General features: G+C 63.1%; 16 protein-coding genes. 10 read left to right on the top strand and 6 right to left on the bottom strand.

Annotated elements, in window-relative coordinates; all coding sequences use genetic code 11:
* The first annotated feature begins 62 nt into the window (after positions 1-62).
* Positions 63-1919, top strand: a complete 1857-nt coding sequence (gene rpoD / locus DK366_RS04400; RefSeq protein ID WP_109124326.1) for an RNA polymerase sigma factor RpoD — start codon at positions 63-65, stop codon at positions 1917-1919.
* 215 nt (positions 1920-2134) lie between these two features.
* Here rpoD and DK366_RS04395 read toward each other — a convergent pair whose 3' ends face one another.
* The 5 genes from DK366_RS04395 to ftrA all read right to left on the bottom strand — a co-directional run bounded on the left by DK366_RS04395 (position 2135) and on the right by ftrA (position 6686).
* The gene (locus tag DK366_RS04395) at positions 2135-2509 is read right to left on the bottom strand and encodes a nuclear transport factor 2 family protein (RefSeq protein WP_109124325.1); all 375 of its coding nucleotides are present in this window, start codon (positions 2507-2509) and stop codon (positions 2135-2137) included.
* Positions 2510-2605: 96 nt separating this feature from the next.
* Entirely contained in the window at positions 2606-4207 is a 1602-nt protein-coding gene (locus tag DK366_RS04390; RefSeq protein ID WP_109124324.1) for a peptidase S10, read from the bottom strand.
* A gap of 100 nt (positions 4208-4307) precedes the next feature.
* On the bottom strand, positions 4308-4688 hold the full coding sequence (locus tag DK366_RS04385; protein ID WP_109124323.1) for a DUF1090 domain-containing protein: 381 nt from the start codon (positions 4686-4688) through the stop codon (positions 4308-4310).
* A gap of 66 nt (positions 4689-4754) precedes the next feature.
* Positions 4755-5612: a hypothetical protein gene (locus tag DK366_RS04380; protein WP_109124322.1), complete on the bottom strand. Its 858-nt coding sequence runs from the start codon at positions 5610-5612 to the stop codon at positions 4755-4757.
* Positions 5613-5696: 84 nt separating this feature from the next.
* Positions 5697-6686, bottom strand: a complete 990-nt coding sequence (ftrA, locus tag DK366_RS04375; protein ID WP_232820905.1) for a transcriptional regulator FtrA — start codon at positions 6684-6686, stop codon at positions 5697-5699.
* A gap of 78 nt (positions 6687-6764) precedes the next feature.
* Here ftrA and DK366_RS04370 point away from each other — a divergent pair, with 78 nt between their 5' ends.
* From DK366_RS04370 to DK366_RS04350, 5 genes are all read left to right on the top strand, one after another.
* Positions 6765-7157, top strand: a complete 393-nt coding sequence (locus DK366_RS04370; protein WP_109124320.1) for a rhodanese-like domain-containing protein — start codon at positions 6765-6767, stop codon at positions 7155-7157.
* Between the two features lies 1 nt (position 7158).
* Positions 7159-7623 carry a GNAT family N-acetyltransferase gene (locus DK366_RS04365; protein ID WP_109124319.1) on the top strand — a complete coding sequence of 155 codons (465 nt, stop codon included), beginning with the start codon at positions 7159-7161 and terminating at the stop codon, positions 7621-7623.
* Between the two features lie 60 nt (positions 7624-7683).
* On the top strand, positions 7684-7989 hold the full coding sequence (locus DK366_RS04360) for a DUF1272 domain-containing protein (protein ID WP_109124318.1): 306 nt from the start codon (positions 7684-7686) through the stop codon (positions 7987-7989).
* 63 nt (positions 7990-8052) lie between these two features.
* Positions 8053-10269: a sensor domain-containing diguanylate cyclase gene (locus DK366_RS04355; RefSeq protein ID WP_198651418.1), complete on the top strand. Its 2217-nt coding sequence runs from the start codon at positions 8053-8055 to the stop codon at positions 10267-10269.
* A gap of 21 nt (positions 10270-10290) precedes the next feature.
* Positions 10291-11226 (top strand): hypothetical protein, encoded by a 936-nt coding sequence (locus DK366_RS04350; protein ID WP_109124316.1) that lies wholly within the window; start codon positions 10291-10293, stop codon positions 11224-11226.
* Between the two features lie 20 nt (positions 11227-11246).
* Here DK366_RS04350 and DK366_RS04345 read toward each other — a convergent pair whose 3' ends face one another.
* Positions 11247-12575, bottom strand: coding sequence for an MFS transporter (locus DK366_RS04345; protein WP_109124315.1), 1329 nt, complete (start codon positions 12573-12575; stop codon positions 11247-11249).
* A gap of 214 nt (positions 12576-12789) precedes the next feature.
* Here DK366_RS04345 and cyoA point away from each other — a divergent pair, with 214 nt between their 5' ends.
* Genes cyoA through cyoD form a run of 4 tightly spaced genes read left to right on the top strand, consistent with a single transcriptional unit; the run spans position 12790 to position 16735 of the window.
* The gene (gene cyoA / locus DK366_RS04340; RefSeq protein ID WP_232820904.1) at positions 12790-13701 is read left to right on the top strand and encodes a ubiquinol oxidase subunit II; all 912 of its coding nucleotides are present in this window, start codon (positions 12790-12792) and stop codon (positions 13699-13701) included.
* Between the two features lie 46 nt (positions 13702-13747).
* Positions 13748-15721, top strand: coding sequence for a cytochrome o ubiquinol oxidase subunit I (cyoB, locus tag DK366_RS04335; RefSeq protein ID WP_198651436.1), 1974 nt, complete (start codon positions 13748-13750; stop codon positions 15719-15721).
* Positions 15714-16349 (top strand): cytochrome o ubiquinol oxidase subunit III, encoded by a 636-nt coding sequence (cyoC, locus tag DK366_RS04330; RefSeq protein ID WP_109124312.1) that lies wholly within the window; start codon positions 15714-15716, stop codon positions 16347-16349. Before cyoB ends, cyoC begins: the two co-directional genes overlap by 8 nt.
* Positions 16346-16735 carry a cytochrome o ubiquinol oxidase subunit IV gene (gene cyoD / locus DK366_RS04325; protein WP_109124311.1) on the top strand — a complete coding sequence of 130 codons (390 nt, stop codon included), beginning with the start codon at positions 16346-16348 and terminating at the stop codon, positions 16733-16735. The genes cyoC and cyoD overlap by 4 nt, the downstream gene beginning before the upstream one ends.
* The last annotated feature ends 20 nt before the right edge of the window (positions 16736-16755 follow it).

Genomic DNA, 16755 nt, shown 5'->3' with positions numbered 1-16755 from the left:
AAACTGGTCAAAAAAGCATCACATAGGTATACTGATCGGTTCCTGCATACGCGGCGGTAGGTATGAATAGCAAAGCTCCTGAGCAACAGTCTGAAATCAAGGCGCTCATCTCCAAGGGTCTGGAGCAGGGCTACCTGACTTACGCCGAGATCAACGACCACCTGCCCGACGACATCGTCGATCCGGAGCAGATCGAAGACATCATGGCGGTGCTCAAGGGCGTCGGCATTGAAGTGCACGATGCCGCGCCGGATTCCGATCCGCTGTCGGACAACGCGCCGGGCGCCTCGACCGACGATGAAGCCGCCGCTGAAGAAGCCGTGGCGCTGCTGTCGGCCGTCGACTCCGAAGTGGGCCGCACCACCGACCCCGTGCGCATGTACATGCGCGAAATGGGTACGGTCGAGCTGCTGACCCGCGAAGGCGAAATCGCCATCGCCAAGCGCATCGAGGAAGGCCTGGGCCAGGTGCAGACCGCACTCGCCAGCTTCCCGCTCACCATCGAGCTGCTGCTCGAGGAATACGACCAGCACCTGGACGGCAAGCGTCGCCTGAGCGAAATCCTGGCCGGCTTTGCCGACCTGGAAGAAGCCGCTGACGCCGCCCAGGCCGCTGCGGCTGACGCCGAAGTGGACGAGTCCGAAGCCGACGAAGACGAAGACGTCGAAGGCGCCGAAGAGGAAGAAGAAGCCGGCCCGACCGGTCCGGACCCGGAAGAGGTCAAGCGCCGCATGGAACTGCTGCGCGACTACTACGGCAAGTTCCAGAAGGCGGCCCCCAAGGCCACCGACATCAATGACAAGAAGGTCACCAAGCTGCGCGACCAGATGGCTGAGGAATTCCTCAAGCTCAAGCTGCCGTCCGCGCTGATCGACAGCTTCGTGCGCAAGCTGCGCGAAGTGGTGAACGACATCCGCCACCACGAGCGCGTGCTCATGGACATCTTCGTCAAGCACGTGAAGATGCCCAAGGCCGAGTTCCTCAAGGCGTTCCCCAGCAACGAGGGCAACCTCGAGTGGGCGAACGAGCTGGGCCGCAAGCGCCAGAAATGGTCGCCGAACATCAAGCCGTACAAGGAAGCGATCGACGCCGAGCAGGACAAGCTGGGCGCCATCGAGCGCAAGCTGTTCCTGCCGCTGACCGACATCAAGGAAATCAACCGCACGATGTCGATCGGTGAGGCCAAGGCCCGCCGCGCGAAGAAGGAAATGGTCGAGGCCAACCTGCGTCTCGTCATCTCCATCGCCAAGAAGTACACCAACCGCGGCCTGCAGTTCCTGGACCTCATCCAGGAAGGCAACATCGGCCTGATGAAGGCCGTGGACAAGTTCGAATACCGCCGCGGCTACAAGTTCTCCACGTACGCCACGTGGTGGATCCGCCAGGCCATCACGCGCTCGATCGCCGACCAGGCACGCACCATTCGTATCCCGGTGCACATGATCGAGACGATCAACAAGTTGAACCGCATTTCCCGTCAGATGCTTCAGCAGTTCGGCCGCGAGCCGACGCCGGAAGAGCTGGCCAAGGAAATGGACATGCCCGAGGACAAGATCCGCAAGGTGCTGAAGATCGCGAAGGAGCCGATCTCGATGGAAACCCCGATCGGCGACGACGAGGATTCCCATCTTGGCGACTTCATCGAGGACACCAACGCGTCCTCGCCGATCGAGTCGGCCACCGAAACGGGCCTGATGGAAACCGTGCGCGACGTGCTCGCCGGCCTGACGCCGCGCGAAGCGAAGGTGCTGCGCATGCGCTTCGGCATCGACATGAACACGGATCACACGCTGGAAGAAGTCGGCAAGCAGTTCGACGTCACCCGCGAGCGCATCCGCCAGATCGAAGCCAAGGCACTGCGCAAGCTGCGTCACCCGAGCCGTTCGGAACAGCTGCGCTCGTTCCTCGATATCGACTAAGCATCACGCTGGTGCAAGTTGCAGGAAGCCCCGCGAAAGCGGGGCTTTTTGTTTGTGCGAAAGGTCCCTCTGTAGGAGCGCACTTGTGCGCGACATCCTTTCGCGATGAAGTCGTCGTGTCGCGAAAACCGGCCCATGGGGTAATCCGCGAATCTGCGGTCGCGCACGAAGTGCGCTCCTACAAAGGAGCCGGCAAACCTTGATTGCCGCGACAGTTACCCCTCGACGTCGTAGAAAAACTGCTCCTGCACGATCTTGTCGTCCTTCACGTGATAGACGCAGATTTCGCTCATCACAACGCGGCCGTAGTCCTTCATGGTCACATCCAGCGTCATGGCCACGCTGAACCAGTTGCCTGCGATGACCGGGTCGCTTACTTCCACGCTGTGCGTTTGCGTAATGCTGGCCTGGAAGCGTTTGCCCTTGTCGAGGATGGCCTCCAGTCCCTGCACGTTGCCCATGGGCCCCTTCGCCATGCTCTCCGGCTCGATGTTGATGGCGTCCCTGGCGTACAACTCGTGATGGGCTTCCTCGAAGCGGCCATGTCGACAGATGGCCACCAGACGCTTGGCGACGGATTCGGTGCTCATACGCAAACCTCCGGCTGACGAGGCCAGGGAGCGTAGCGCCGCCTGTCGCAGGGGGACGTGAAAGCGCGCCTGGAACGGCGCGCTTTCATCACCGCATCAGTGCTTGCCGACGTTGTCGGTTTCGTCGATGAAACGCGCCACGTTGTCGTGCAGCTGCTTCAGTGACGCTTCGTTGGCGTAAACCATGTGGCCCGACGGATACCACGCATACGAAATGTTCTTCTGCAGGTTGTCGGGAATCGGCATGTGGTGCATTTCGTAATCGGCGGCGTAGTACGGCGTGGCCAGGTCGTAGTAACCACCATGCAGCGACACATGCAGGTTCGGGTTGGTCTTCATCGCCTTGGCCAGATCGGGCAGCACGTTGGTGCTCTGTTGCAGCGCTTCATCGGAGCCGGGCACGCCGTGCTTGAATTCCCAGCTGTCGATGTCGGCGAACAGGCGATAGGTCTGGCCATCGCCGAATTTCAGCTGGCGGCGAACGTAGTCGTTGAACGCGGCCACGTAGGCCGAGCTGATCGCCGACGATTGCGGATCGTATTCCGCCGACTTGCTCAGCGGGTCCAGCGAAGGGCCGGAGAAGCGGCTGTCCAGTCGTCCCGTGGTCATGCCGTCGTCGGCCTGCAACGCTTGCTCGAACATGCCGCCGTTGACGCGCAGGTTGGCCTTGAGCAGATAGGCCACGGACAGTCCCGTGTACTGATGCAGCTTCTGCGCAACGGCCTGGCGACGCGACTCGTCCAGTCGCGAACCGGCCATCAGCGCGGTGGCGTAGTCCGTGGTGGCGTATTGCTCCACTTCGCGCAGGAACGACTCCAGCGATGCCGGCTGCTGCGGCAGCTTGTGGTGGTAGTACGCCGTCGCCGCATACGTGGGCAGCGCCAGCACATACGGCAGGTCCACGCCCGGGTTGGCGCTGGCGCCGCCGATGTAGGTGTCGAAGCTGAGGATCTGCGACAGCAGGATCACGCCATTGAGATCCACGCTGTCCTCGTTCTCCAGAATGTTGGAGACCACCGCCGAACGCGTGGTGCCATAGCTTTCGCCGAACAGGTATTTCGGCGAGTTCCAGCGGCCATATTTGGAAAGGAACTGCGTGATGAATTGCGCGAATGCGTGGCCATCGCCATCCACGCCGTAGATGGCCTTCTTGCGGTCTCTCATCTGCTCATCGCGCTTGCCTTTGTCGGCGTCGTCGGCGATCAGGCGGCTGAAACCTGCGCCCGGCGCATCGATGAAGACCAGGTCCGACGCATCGAGCAGGCTGTAGTCGTTGTTCACCAGTCCATAGGGCGCGGCGGGCGTGTGCGAGTCGTCGCTGGTCACCACGCGCCTGGGACCGAACGCGCCCATGTGCAGCCACACCGTGGCCGATCCCGGGCCGCCGTTGTAGATGAAGGTGATCGGCCGCTTGCCCGGCTCCGCGCCTTTCTTGAAGTACGCGGTGTAGAACATGCTGACCTGCGGCTCGTTTTCCTTGTCGCCGGAGCCATGCAGCACCAGCGTGCCGGCGACGGCCTTGTAGTCGATGCTCTTGCCTTCCACCTTCACCGAGCCCGAGGTTTCCGAGGCCTGCGGCTTCAGCAGCGAGGCTTCGGGCTTGTCGTCGGGCTTGTCCTTTTCGCTCTTGTCGGCGGCGTAAGCGCCCGTGGTGAGCATCAGCGCAGCGATGGCGGCGGTGAGGGTGAGCTTGCGCATAAGGTGAAACCCCTGGGACAGGCGCGATGGCGCGAATGCCCCAGCTTAGGCAGCGACGTGCTTTGGTTTCATACGCCAGAAGTCACTGGCGCGTGCGATGTCAGGGCGAGGCGTCCAGCAGCGCCTGTTCCAGGTCGGCGTGGGCTTCGTCGACCTTGCGCTGGCGGTCGGCGATTTTTTGCGCGCTCTTGCCCTGGTCCCTGGCTTCCTGAAGCTCCTGCTGGCGCTCGGCCAGTTTTTGCTGTGCCTTGGCCACCTTCTGCTCGGCATCGCTGCGCAGGCCGGCCTCGGTGCAATGGGCGTTCACTTCGGACAACGCCTTCTGCAGGCCTTGCACGCGCGACGCATTGCCATGCGCCTGGGCGTAGGTGATTTCCTGCTGGATGGATGCCCGCTTGGCGTCGCAACCGCCCGACTGGGCGAGGGCTGAAAGCGGGAGCAGGCACGAGCCCAACAGCACTGCAATGATGACGGGCTTCATCGGCGGCTCCGTGTGACTGACCATGGAGTGCGGATGATGCGCCCGGAGCGTGTGATGCAGCCGTCGTCAGCCGAAGGCGATCACGCCGATGGCCGCCAGCGCCAGCAGCACGCCAGCCACGTTGACCCAGCTCAGCCGCTCCCGGAACGCCACCGTGCCCACCAGCGCACCCAGGGCAACCACGCCCAGGTTCATGCTGGCGAACACCAGCGACGGATGATCCGGCAGCGCCTGGTGCCCGCGCAGGTAGAACACGATGTTGCCGAAGTTGGCCAGGCCCAGCAGCAGGCCGGCGACGGCATCGCGCAGGGTGAAAAAGGTGCGGTCGTGCCAGCGGCGCCACAGCAGGATGGCCAGCGACACCACGAAGGCGAGCGCGAACATCGCCTGCAACGACGCCGGGAACGGCGTGCCCGCTACAGCGACGCGCTTGAACAGGATGTCGATGAGGCCAAAGCCCACGAACACCACCAGCGGCCACAACCAGCCGCGCTCGCCATTACCGTTCGCGGCCGGCCCGACGCGCCACACCATGCAGGCCAGCGCCAGCAGGCCCAGCGCAATGCCCACGCCCTTGCCAAGGCTCAGCGATTCGCCGAACAACGCGAAGGCCGCCAGCAGTGAAATCAGCAGCGACAGCCGTTGTGCGGCATCCGTGCGCACGATGCCCGCGCTGCTCACCGATGCGGCCAGCGCCAGGAAGATCAGCGGCAGCAACAGGCCCAAGCCAATGAAGCCGAGCCACGGCGCCTGGGGTGTGGTGAGGACCGACAGCGTGGGGCGAAACACCATGGCCGTCAGCACGCTGGTGGCCACGTAGTTCCAGGCGATGGCCTGTCCCACGTCCACCGACAACCGGCGGGCGAGCTTCAGCAGCACCGACACCAGCACGCTGCAGACGACGCTCAGCAGTACGTAGATCATGAAACGTCCTTTGGAGGGCAGTGCCGATGGGTTCTGCCGATATATCGGGCCAAGATGTCAGCCGTCCTGCGGAAACCGTGACTTTCAGCGCTGCAGCGCAAATCGCTCGCGGTAACGCGCCGGGCTCAACTGCAGCTGCTGGCGGAAATGGTGTCGTAGGGTATCCGCACTGCCGAATCCACACACCTCGGCGACGCGATCCACACCCATGCCGCTGCCCTCCAGCAGTTCGCGCGCCCGGCCAAGACGCTCCCGCGTCAGCCATTGCTTGGGCGATGAGCCGGTGGTTTCCTCGAATCGACGCAGCAGGGTGCGTTCGCTCATGCGCGCGCGTTCGGCCAGTACCGAGATGGATAGCGGCTGATCCAGGTGGCGACGCATCCATTCCAGCAATTTGCCCAGCCCGTCGCCCTGCGCCGGCAACGGCGACTGGATGAACTGCGCCTGCCCGCCATCGCGATGAGCCGGCACCACGGCACGCCGCGCCACACTGTTGGCCACCTCCGGGCCGTAGTCGCGACGGATGAGGTGGAGCGAGAGATCCAGCGCGGCCGCGCTGCCAGCCGAGGTCAGCAGCTGGCCCTCGTCGACGTAGAGCACGTCGGGCTCGATGTGGATACCCGGATAGCGCTGGGCGAGCGTCTCCGCGTAGCGCCAGTGCGTGGTCGCCCGCCGGCCGTCCAGCAAGCCGGTGGCCGCCAGCACGAACACTCCCGAACAAAACGACACCAGCCGAGCGCCGCGCTCGTGCGCAGCACGCAGCGCCCGCAGCAATGCTGGCGGCGGCCCGGCATCCGCACCGCGCCAGCCCGGCACGATGATGGTGCCGGCATCGGCCAGCTGCTCAAGGCCGCCATCCGCCAGCACCTTCATGCCGCCCGCCGCGCGCATGGGGCCCTTGTCCACCGCGCACAGGCCGAACGTGTACCAGTCGTCCAGCTCCGGCCGTGGCAGCGCGAACATTTCCACGGCAATGCCGAACTCGAACGTGCACAAGCCGTCGTAAACCAGCGTGGCCACCTTTCGGTTGGAAGGGCCGGATGGACGTCTGGATCGTTTTGGCGGTTTCTTCATGGTGACTGTCATTCTTGCCAATGTCGCCCACGGATGCCAGTGCCGATACTGAGCCCGTCCCTTCCACGGAGTGAAGCCATGGCCAGTACCGTTCAACGTGTTCCCGCCGCCAGCAGCCACGACGCGCTTGCGCATTTCCAGGCACGCCTGGGCTTCGAGACCGACTGCGCCGACATCTGGTACGCCACCCATCACGAAGCGAAGGATTTCGTGTTGTTGGACGTGCGCACGCCCACGCTTTACGCCGCCGGTCACGTGCCGGGCGCACTCAACCTGCCGACCCGCATGATCAGCGCCCAGCAGCTGGCGGACTATCCCGCCGACACCTTGTTCGTCGTCTATTGCGCCGGCCCGCACTGCAACGGCGCCAACAAGGCCGCGGTGAAACTTGCGCAACTCGGCCGCCCGGTGAAGGAAATGATCGGCGGCCTCACGGGGTGGATCGACGAAGGTTTCGGACTGGAGCGCTGAGGTGATCGATCACCTCACGATTCGCCGCGCGGGCCGAGCCGACGTGGCCGCACTGATGGCCATCTGCGCAGAGCACGCGGCGTTCGAGCGTTTGCCGGGCAGGCATGGCGAACGCGCGGACGCGCTTGCCGATGCACTGGAGGGCTCGCCACCGGCGCTCTATGCCTGGCTGGCCTGCGTGAATGACGCCATCGTGGGCTACGCCAGCGCCACGGTGGATTTCTCCACGCTCGATCGCGCCAGGTTCCTTCACATGGACTGCTTGTACGTACGCGCGGCCTGGCGTAACCGGGCCGTGGGGCGCGCGTTGTGGCAACACGTCCATGCGCAAGCCATGGCGCTGGATTGCATCGCCGTCCAATGGCAGACACCAGCGTGGAACGACCATGCCGCCCGCTTCTATCGACGGCTTGGCGCAAGCGAATCTGCCAAGCTGCGTTATGTGTTGCCGCTGGGTGTCGCATGATGTGCTGACGCCACGCGGCAGTCCGTACCGTCGTGGCAAACACGCACAGCGGGAGGCCGCATGCTCGAACTTCGTCCCACCTGCGAAAACTGCAGCAAGCCACTGCCGCCGGCATCGACGGAAGCCATGATCTGCACCTTCGAGTGCACGTTCTGCCTCGACTGCGTCGCGTTGCTGCAGAACGTGTGCCCCAACTGCGCCGGCGGCTTCACGCCGCGTCCCGTGCGACCCACGTGCGACTGGGTGGCCGGCGCCACGCTGTCGCGGCACCCTGCGACCACGCGCGTGACGCACAAGCCCGTGGACATGGCGGCGCACGCAGCCCTGGTGGCGCATGTGAACGGCGTCGCACCCCGGGAACGCTGATCCCCGGATGGTCGCGGCAACGACAAACCGTTGACGCAGGTCATCCTAAAGATGGCATGGGGCGTGCAAGCGACTCGCACGTTCCGTCACGTCATGGCCATGCACGATATTCATCAGCGGCGCCACGCCCGCCTGGCTTTGCTCGCCGAGTCGGCAGGGCTCTTTGCTGCGGTGCTCGTCGCCGTCAGCTACTCGCTGCTGCTCGCTCGCCACACCGGCAGCGTGGTGACCATATGGATCACCAACGGCATCGTGCTCGGCGCACTGCTGGCCGTGCAGCGCAGCAAGTGGCCGGCCTACCTGGTCGCCGCCTTTCTCGGCTTTCTCGCGGGACAGCACATCGGGCACGGCGGCCTGATGGGCCAGGGCGTGGCATTGCCGTTGGCGCTGGGCCTCACCAATGGCGTGGAGATACTCACGGTGGCCACCGTGGTTCGGCATGTATTTCCGCGCATCGCGGACGACACCCGCTTTCTGCTGCTGGGGCGCATCGCGTTGGGTTCAACCCTGGTCGCGTGCGTGGTCTCCGCACTGCTGGCCGCGACCATCCAGCGCGCAGCCCATGGCCAACCCTTCTGGATCACCGCCGACTGGTGGTTCCGCGCGCACCTGCTGGGCATGGTCATCGTGGGGACCTTGACGCTGGTAGCGCTGCTTCAGCGTCGCCGCATGCTCGGTCGTCCGGGACGGCGGTTGCTGATGTTGCGCGACATTGTCGGCTTGACCGCCATCACCGCGGCCGTGTTCGCGCAGTCGAGTTTTCCGTTGCTGTTCGTGGTGTTCGCGCCGCTGTTGTACGTGGTATTCCAGCACCGCTTTCCGGGGCTGGTCATCGGCATTGCCCTCATCTCGCTGATCACCACGGCAGCCACGGCGTTGGGCACCGGGCCTTTCCAGTTGATCGTGCCCTCAACGCCGAGCCGGCAGGCCATGCTGGCGCAGGTGTATCTGGGCGTGCTGTGCATCACCGCGCTGCCGGTGGCACTGGCCCTGGCCGATCGCCGACGACTGGCACGTCGCGTGACGGAAAGCGAGAGCCGCTATCGGCTGCTGGCCGACTACGCGAGCGATCTGGTGATGCGCATTGCACGCGATGGATCGCGTCGTTACGTATCGCCTTCCGTCCATGATCTTCTGGGATGGGAAGTGCACGAATTCATGCCTTACCGCGCCGAGCTCATCCATCCCGACGACCGCGAGCGCGTGGCGGCCGCCGTGCAGCAGCTATGGGAAACGCGAAGGCCATCGCTCACGCAATATCGCCTGCAGCGGCGATCCGGCGATTACATCTGGATCGAAGCCCTGGTGCGCGTGGTTCCCAGCCTGGACCAGCCTGGCGAGATGGAGCTGATCTACACCGGCCGCGACATCACCGAAGCCATGGAAGCGGAGCAGGCGCTGGCCGACAGCGAGAAGCGACTTCGCACCATCACCGACAACGTGCCGGCGGTGATCGCGCACATCGATGCCCATGAGCGCTACACCTTCGTCAATGGCTATGTGCGCGAGGTCACCGGCGGCGCTCCCGAAGACATGGTGGGGCGTACCGTCGAAGAGATCCGCGGACCCGTGCTGTATCCCGTGCTCAAGCCGCACATTGAACGCGCTCTGCGCGGCGAAACCGACACCTTCGAATACGAAGCCGAATACGCGGGCCGTCGCCACCATTTCCAGACGACCTACCTGCCCGCCACCACCGGCAACGGCCAACCCAACGGCTTCTACGCGCTCACCACTGAAATCACCCACATCAAGCAGGCCGAGCAACAGCTCAGCTATCTCGCGCATTACGACGTGTTGACCGGCATCGCCAACCGCCGCTACTTCAGCGAAGGCATCAACATGGCGGTACACCACGCCGCCATCGCCAACTCGCCATTGCTGGTGATGCTGATCGACATCGACCACTTCAAGCAGATCAACGACACCTACGGACACGCCGCTGGCGACGCCGTGCTGTCGGAAATCGCGTCGCGCCTGAAAGCCTCCATCCGCAAGACCGACCTTCTTGCGCGACTCGGCGGCGATGAATTCGTGGTGCTGTGCGATGACATCGACAGCCAGAGCGTGGCCGAAACGCTGGCGCAAAAGATTACCCGCGCCATGGATGCACCCATTGTGACCGGGCCGCACAGGCTCAAGGTCACGCTGAGCGTGGGGGCGGCGCTATGTCGGGATGCTGGCTCCGTCGATGCACTGATGCAAAAAGCCGACGAAGCACTCTATCGCGCCAAGGAGCGTGGCAGGGCATGCTATGAGCTGTCCGTCACGGGCTTATGACTTTGTCAAAGGGTTCCATGGATGAACCGCCCAGGCCTCTTTTTTTCGCTCGGCATCGTTGCGATTGCCGTCGTCGCAACGACGTGTTGGCTGATCGTCCGGCATCCCCGCGAACACCGTTCCCTGCCTACGACGGCGAAGGCCGTCATCGCCGTCCGCAAGGATGATCTCCCTGCACTTCCTCCCGCCGGCGCGCCGCTGGAGGCGACGTACGAGCTATTGCGGCAGCGGGCGGGTGATGGTGACCCGGTTGCTGCGCAACGTGTCTTCGATGGCGCACGGGAATGCATGATTGCCGCCCGCCTGGATGCTTTCTATCAACACGCTCTGCAGGACAAACACTGGATACTCAATCAACCCGAGTCACCCGATGCCAGTGCGTGGGACAAGCAGTACCGCGAGTCGACCATCCAGGCCATTCAACAAGGCATGGAGCGGGTTCAGCGCGACATTCCGAATTGCGGTTCGTTCTTCCACGAAAACCTCGATGACGGCCGCATGCTGGCGATGGCTCTGGCAGCGGCTCGAACCGGCGATGACCAGGCCACTGCTTGCCTGATGACGGTGAACTACAAGGGTCGCTCCCCCTCGCCGGAGGAGAACGCGGCATTTGCGCAGGAAGTCATGCGTCTGGCGAACGACGGCATGCAGCGCGGCAGCTGGCAGATCGTCGAGGCCATGCGAGAGGTCGTAGGCAGCAGGTCCGTGGAAGGCGGACAGCTCACTCCTCTCAGCTACCCCGACCAGGCGAAGTCATGGGCGTATGCCCGACTCTACCGACTGGGCCTTCCGGATGACTCGCCCGCAGCCATCCACATGGACAAGGTGTTGTCTGAGGTGTCAACGACGTCACCCGCGGAGCAGGCCAAAGCCCAGGAGTGGGCGCAAGGTATCTACCAGCGATACTTCATCCATAGCGGTCCGGCGCAACCGGATGCCATTCCCTGCGAGTATTAACCTGCGTTATTTGCGGTCGATCACTCACGCGCAGCCAGTGCACGATTCACACGCAGCGCCAGCAGCGTACACACCACGCCTGACAACAGATACGCACTGACAGCCACCAGACCAAATCGCACCGAAAGACCCAAAGCCACCAGCGGCGCAAACGCGGCACCGATCAACCACGCGAAATCGGTGGTCAGTGCCGCACCGGCGTAGCGCAGGCGCATTTCGAAGTTGGATGTGACGCTGCCGGCCGCCTGACCATAGGAAAGGCCAAGGCCGCCGAAGCCCAGGATGATGAAAGCGTCCTGGCCCAGCTTGCCACCGCCCAGCAGCCACGGCGTGAGCAGCGCGAAAATCGCAATGAGCGCCGATGTGGCGCCCAGAGTGGTGCGACGCCCAATGCGATCGGCCAGCACACCCGAAATCATCATGCCCAATATGCAGGCGAACGCACCGATGATCTCGGCAATCAGCACCGCATTCACCGACTGCGTGGAACCCAGCGTGATCCACGACAGCGGAAAGATCGTCACCAGATGGAATAGCGCGTAGCTGGCCAGCGCCGCAAACGCGCCGATGAAGATGTTGCCGCCCTGCGTGCGCAGGAGTTCGAGGATGCCGATGGGTTCGAGCTCGCGCTCTTCCATGGCCACCGTGTATTCCTCGGTCACCACCAGGCGCAGGCGGGCGAACAACGCCACCACGTTGATGGCGAACGCGACAAAGAACGGATAGCGCCAGCCCCAGTCGATGAAGTCGTCCGCATCCAGGCTGCTGTGCAGGAACAGGAACAGGGCGCCAGCCACCATGAAGCCGATCGGCGCGCTCAGCTGCCCGAGCATGGCGTACCAGCCGCGTCGCTCGGGTGGCGTGTTGAGTGCCAGCAACGAGGGCAGGCCATCCCACGAACCACCCAGCGCAATGCCCTGCAGGATGCGAAACAGCACCAGCAAGCCGATCGACCAGTTGCCGATGACCGCATAGCCGGGCAGAAAGGCCATGCCTGCCGTGGCACTGCCGAGCAGGAACAGCGCGATGGTGAGCTTGATGCCACGACTCCATCGCCGCTGGAAGGCCATGAACAGCGCCGTGCCGAAGGGGCGCGCGATGAAGGCCAGTGAAAAGATCGTGAAGGCGTAAAGCATGCCATCCAGTCGACTGGCAGACGGAAACAGCAGCGACGGAAAGACGAGAACGCAAGAAATGCCGAACACGAAGAAGTCGAAGTGTTCGGACGTCCGCCCGATGATCACGCCAATGGCGATTTCGCCCGGCGCCACCTTCGCGTGGGCCTGGATGCGGTGCAGCTCCTCGATCGAGGGGGCCGTCGTGCCGTGCTCAGGGAAGGTGCTTGACATAGTCATTACTCACGAAGAAGGAATATGTCGCGGCCCTATAGTGGCACCGCCACGCCTCTGCCGTCACTGGGAATGATTTTCCTGTTCCCGTTTCGCGCCGAACGGCGTACCGTTTTCCACACTGGTTGCGTCGTCGGTCATGTCTATGAAGCTTTGTCGTGGACTGCTCGCCTGTATCGCCATCTTGCTGCTTGCGGGATGCCAAACGGTTTTGATGTCGCCCTCGGGCGATCTCGCCGTGCAGCAACGCAACCTCATCATCACTTCCACGGTGTTGATGTTGCTGATCATCGTGCCGGTGATCGTGCTCACGCTGCTGTTCGCCTGGCATTTCCGCGCGTCCAACAAGAAGGCCCACTACGATCCCGACTGGGATCACTCCACCATCCTCGAACTGCTGATCTGGGCCGCACCGCTGCTGATCATCATTGCGCTGGGTGCGATTACCTGGGTCAGCACGCACAAGCTCGATCCTTATCGCCAGCTCGAACGCTTGTCGGCACATCAACCGATTCCCGAAGGCGTGCGTCCGTTGCAGGTCGACGTGGTCGCGCTCGACTGGAAGTGGCTGTTCATATACCCGGAGCAAGGCATTGCCTCCGTGAACGAGCTGGTCGCGCCGGTGGACCGGCCGATTCAATTCAAGATTACGGCCACCTCGGTGATGAACTCGTTCTTCATTCCCGCGCTGGCCGGCCAGATCTACGCCATGCCCGGCATGGAGACCCAGCTGCAGGCGGTGATCAACGCGCCGGGCGAGTTCAAGGGTTTCTCCGCCAACTACAGCGGCCACGGGTTCTCGGGCATGCACTTCCTGTTCCACGGCGTGAGCGAAGAAGGCTTTTCGCAATGGGTGGAGAAGGCCAAGAGCGGTGGCGGGGACTTGAGTCGTGATGCCTACGTGAAGCTGGCTGCGCCCAGCGAGAACGAGCCGGTGGCGTACTACGCCACCGTGGAACCGGGCCTTTATCGCGCCATCCTCACCCGCTGCGTCGATCCGGAAAGCCCATCATGCATGACGCGGGTGGACCTGAGTCCGCACGACGGCGGCGATTCGGGCGCCATGCTGCAGTCCGGGCACGCCAGCGGCATGGCCGCGATGGCGACCCAACCTCATTCCGACTGATCCGGTGGTGTCCACGATGCTTTCCCATCCCGACCTTGCCAAGCTGATCTTCGGTCGACTCTCGCTGGATTCGTTGCCATTGCACGAACCCATCGTGGTGTACACGTTCATCGCGGTCGCCCTGGGTGGCATCGCGCTGCTGGGCACGGTCACCTATTTCAAGCTCTGGGGTTATCTGTGGCGCGAGTGGTTCACCAGCATCGACCACAAGAAGATCGGCATCATGTACATGATCCTGGGCTTCGTGATGCTGCTGCGCGGCTTCTCCGACGCCATCATGATGCGCGCTCACCAGGCGCTTTCGTTCGGTGACTCGCACGGCTTCCTGCCGCCAGAACACTACGACCAGATCTTCACTGCGCACGGCGTGATCATGATCTTCTTCGTCGCCATGCCGATGGTGACGGGCCTGATGAATTTCGTGATGCCCCTGCAGATCGGCGCGCGCGACGTGGCGTTTCCGTTCCTCAACAACTTCAGTTTCTGGATGACGGTATCCGGCGCGATGCTGGTGATGGCATCGCTGTTCATCGGTGAATTCGCGCGCACCGGCTGGCTGGCCTATCCGCCGCTGTCGGCCATCGTGTCCAGCCCCGACGCCGGCGTCGACTACTACATTTGGGCGCTGCAGATAGCCGGTGTAGGTACCACGTTGTCGGGCATCAACCTGCTGGTGACCATCATCAAGATGCGTGCGCCCGGCATGACGATGATGAAGATGCCGGTGTTCGTGTGGACATCGCTCTGCACCAACGTGCTGATCGTCGCCGCCTTCCCCGTGCTTACGGTCTGTCTGGCGCTGCTGGCATTGGATCGCTATGTCGGCACCAACTTCTTCACGACCGAACTTGGCGGCAACGCCATGATGTACGTGAACCTGATCTGGATCTGGGGCCATCCGGAGGTCTACATCCTGGTCCTGCCGGCGTTCGGCATTTTCTCCGAAGTCACTGCCACCTTCAGCCGCAAGCCGCTGTTCGGCTACGCATCAATGGTGTACGCCACGGTGGTGATCACGGTGCTGTCGTACCTGGTGTGGCTGCATCACTTCTTCACGATGGGATCGGGTGCGAGCGTCAACTCGTTCTTCGGCATCACCACCATGATCATCTCGATCCCCACGGGCGCGAAGATCTTCAACTGGCTGTTCACCATGTACCGCGGCCGCGTGGAATTCCAGCTGCCCATGATGTGGACGGTGGCCTTCATGGTCACCTTCGTCATCGGCGGCATGACGGGCGTGCTGCTGGCCGTGCCACCGGCGGATTTCTCGCTGCACAACAGCCTGTTCCTGATCGCGCACTTCCACAACGTGATCATCGGTGGCGTGCTGTTCGGCCTGTTCGCCGGCATCACGTACTGGTTCCCCAAGGCTTTCGGCTTCCGGCTCGATCCGTTCTGGGGCAAATGCTCGTTCTGGCTGTGGGTGACGGGTTTCTATTTCGCCTTCATGCCGCTGTACATGCTGGGCCTGATGGGCGTGACGCGTCGCCTGAGCCACTTCGACGATCCGTCGCTGCGCATCTGGTTCCTGATCGCGGCGTTCGGCGCGTTCCTGATTGCGCTGGGCATCGCCTGCAACATCATCCAGTTCTTCGTGAGCTTCAAGAACCGGGAAAAGCTGCGCGACACCACGGGCGATCCGTGGGATGGCCGCACGCTGGAATGGTCCACCTCGTCGCCGCCGCCGAAGTACAACTTCGCGTTCACGCCCATCGTCCACGACCACGACGCGTGGTGGATGATGAAGAAGAACGGCTTCAAGCGTCCGCTCGGTGGTTTCGTGCCGATCCACATGCCGCTCAACACGGGCGCGGGCGTCATCATGGGCGCCATCAGCTTCGTCTTTGGCTTCGCCATGATCTGGTACATGTGGCCACTCGCGGCACTGTCGTTCGTGGCGCTGCTGGCCGTGGGCATTGGACACACCTTCAACTATCACCGCGATTACTTCCTGGGCGCGGATGAAGTGACCCGCACCGAGGCATCCCGAACGGAGTTGCTGGCCAGCCATGTCTGACATATCCGCCACCTTGCCCGCCGACGGGCCGAAGCAACCCCTGGTATTCCTGGACACCGCGGAGCATCACCCGGTCAACGGTACGTTGCTTGGGTTCTGGGTGTACCTGATGAGCGATTGCCTGATCTTCGCGTGCCTGTTCGCCGCCTACGGCGTGCTGGGTCGCGAATACGCCGGCGGTCCCACCGCGCAGGAAGTGCTCGAACTGCCGGCGGTGGCGGTGAACACCACGCTGCTGCTGCTTTCTTCCATCACCTACGGGTTCGCCGTACTGGCGATGCAGAAGAACCAGCGCAACCCGATGCTGGTGTGGCTGGTGATTACCGGGCTTCTCGGCGCCGGATTCATCACGCTGGAGCTGCGCGAATTCGCGCATCTCATTTCCATCGGCGCAGGGCCGCAGCGCAGCGCCTTCCTGTCGTCGTTCTTCACCCTGGTGGGGACGCACGGTTTGCACGTCACCTGCGGCCTGATCTGGCTGGTGGTGCTGATCACGCAGGTGCTGAAGAAAGGCCTGATCACTGCCAACAAGCGCCGCATCCTCTGCCTGTCGATGTTCTGGCACTTCCTCGATGTGGTGTGGGTGGGCGTCTTCAGCTTCGTCTATCTGATGGGAGTACTGCCATGAGTGCGCATGACGAACTGCACGCCCACGGCGACGACCACGGTCACGACGACGACCTGGGCATCCACGCCACCTTCAGCGGCTACATGACGGGTTTTGCCTTGTCGGTGGTGCTTACCGTCATCCCGTTCTGGCTGGTGATGGGCCACGTGATCACCAAGTCCAGCACGGCCGCGGTGATCATCCTGGCACTGGCTGCGGTGCAGATCGTGGTGCACATGATCTACTTCCTGCACATGAACGCGAAATCCGAGGGCGGCTGGAACATGCTGGCGCTGGTGTTTACCATCGTGCTGGTGGTCATCACGCTGAGCGGGTCGATCTGGATCATGTATCACCTCAACAGCAACATGATGCCGTCGATGATGGATCCGTCGAACCTGCCTTGACGATCCGCGCTCCCTTTCAA

Origin of the sequence: Dyella sp. C11 (assembly GCF_003121485.1) — a bacterium.
GTDB lineage: Bacteria > Pseudomonadota > Gammaproteobacteria > Xanthomonadales > Rhodanobacteraceae > Dyella.
Note: the sequence above shows the minus strand (reverse complement) of the source record. Positions and strands in the feature narration are given on the sequence as shown.